The organism is Phytoactinopolyspora endophytica (assembly GCF_004138495.1).
Classification (GTDB): domain Bacteria; phylum Actinomycetota; class Actinomycetes; order Jiangellales; family Jiangellaceae; genus Phytoactinopolyspora; species Phytoactinopolyspora endophytica.
Genome location: NZ_ML142861.1, coordinates 123,326 through 125,450 on the forward strand (window position 1 = coordinate 123,326; position 2,125 = coordinate 125,450).

At 61.3% G+C, this 2,125-nt stretch carries 1 protein-coding gene and 1 pseudogene; both read right to left on the reverse strand.

Annotated features, from left to right (window positions below; translation table 11 throughout):
- Positions 1 to 287: 287 nt before the first annotated feature.
- Positions 288 to 1,367 (reverse strand): RNA ligase (ATP), encoded by a 1,080-nt coding sequence (locus ELR45_RS22810; protein WP_129668394.1) that lies wholly within the window; start codon positions 1,365 to 1,367, stop codon positions 288 to 290.
- 283 nt (positions 1,368 to 1,650) lie between these two features.
- Positions 1,651 to 2,125, reverse strand: a pseudogene (locus tag ELR45_RS35665) (Gfo/Idh/MocA family protein); the annotation flags it as partial.

Sequence of the window (2,125 nt, forward strand, 5' to 3'; positions counted from 1 at the left end):
TAGAAGAACGACGCCCCATCGAGAACGAGCCCCACCATCGAAGCGCGTCCCTCTTCCCGTAGAAGTAAGGCGCGGTTGTGCATCGAAGCACGAACTCTTCTCAGCTCGCGCGGACCCGGCGGGAGGAGGGAGGGGGCACGTCCTCCCGCCGGGAGCTCATATCGAGCGCTGCGGCTCATTTCCAGGATCTGACGGCGCGACGGCTCCCGGTGCCGGTCGAGTGGTGGTCCCGGCAAGAGAGGGGCACCACTTCACCTCTCTTGCCGGGAGCTCTCGTGGCGCGCTGGTCATTCGAACTCCGTTCCTCCGATTCGGGTCAGGTACGCGGTGGAGACGAACTTCGCGATCGCTCTCCCGCCGGTCAGCGACGATCGCCGTTCGTCCCCAGGACGCACAACCAGACCCTCACGGAGGTGCAACGCCTCTCCGCTGACCGTCTCGTAGCCCTCTGCCAACTCGCGCAACGTGGCCTCGTCATACCTGCCGTCGAACAGACGCGGTGCCGTGCGCAGCGGATCGCCAAGCTTGCGGATGACGTCGATCAACTCATCGGGGTCGAGCCACCACTGCTGTAAAGCCGCTTCGACGCGAATATCGAAGACCACGTACCCAGGCTTGCCACTCAAGGCATCCGCACCGTAGGTGAGATCTTGAACTCCCTTACCGTATATCTCACCGAATACGCCCACACGGTCCGCATTCATCATGGCCGATATCTCCTGCGCGATCCGCGGAATCCCGTATGCGTTCACCACACGCCAATACAGGTTTCTGTCATCACGCACAAGCCCCAGACGTCGCTTTCCATATCCCTTTGACGACACGTACTCGCGGCCATGCGATAACGTATACAGGCATGCCGTTCCATGGATCTTCTCGGTCGCCACAATTCGTTCACCAGGGCTGAACATCTTCCGGCATCGTTTGATGTCCTCGACGTCACCCCACACCACCAATTCCGGCGCGGGTCTCACCTCACCGGACAGATGGATGGGTATCGGCGGAACCCATGCCGTGATGCGCAGTGCATCCGCGAAGTTGTGCCCATCGGAGTGTGCGGTCTTCAGGTCAACGCTGGACAGCACCTTCGGACGGCACACCAGGCCCTGAGAGAGCTGTCCGTAACGCCGGATCGGCCGCAGGCGGCTGTGAGTCGGCCCAGCGAGCTGACCGGCACGCCCGAGCTCCTCGACAAGGCCATCCGGCAATACCGCGCCGTCCGGAATGTAGACAGCCCATTCCCCCGTCTGAAACACACCGCGAGGGATAACCGAACGATAGAGACCGATTTCCGCAACCTCAAGGAAATCGACATGAGGGTGCGGGTGGACTATGAGTTGTTCTGCAGTAACGCGCATGGATGTCATAGATCAAGAATGCCAATAGCGATAGCCGCGCTGCTAGATTCAAGGCACCCTAGACTTAAATATTCTAGCCCACTCTTGACTTTATGATAATCAAGGTCGCTCCCACATCAGGTGAATTAGGTCGAATATCAATCCACCTCAGGCGCTTTACCGTACGTAGGTAAGCGTCAAGCCCGCCCTTGAGACTCACATACTGTGACCCGGTCTCCCACGGACCAGGCGGGCCTGCTGGACGACTGCGCTTCTCCGGCATTCCGCGCATGCTTGCTGACTGCGGCCCCCGCTACGCGAGCGGAACTGCACCAGGCGGCTTGGCCCACGGCAAGCCGAGCTCCGAGAAGAGAGCAAGCTTCTCACCGGCCGCCGAGACCGCTGAGTTGATACCCCGCAGCACTACCCGTCGAGTCCCATTCTCCGGCCGCTCGTCGAGGAACTCCGGAAGCACCCGCTGCGGGTCTGTGGAGTTCAGCATTCCTTCCAGATAGGCGGTGAACGCCAATGTGCGTTCGAGGGACACCTTCAGCGGTACGCCATCAGGGTCGCGACGGTGCGCCAGCAGGTTGTCCAAGGGCTTGCCCCGCTCCGCGGAGACATCTTCCCGGACGCCGTCGATCTCAAGTGTGGATCCGGTCTGGCCCAGCCGGGCCAAGGCGCCGGTGGCGTGAACCATGACGACGGGAGCCACGATCTCCTCAGCGCACAGGGTGAGCGCGATGTGAATGCGCTTTCCATTATCGAGATGGACGCGCGCGCTCAAG

Bases quoted from the DNA above. Each gene is read 5' to 3' on its own strand.
- ELR45_RS22810 (WP_129668394.1), bottom strand. From the start codon at position 1,367: ATGACATCCATGCGCGTTACTGCAGAACAACTCATAGTCCACCCGCAC.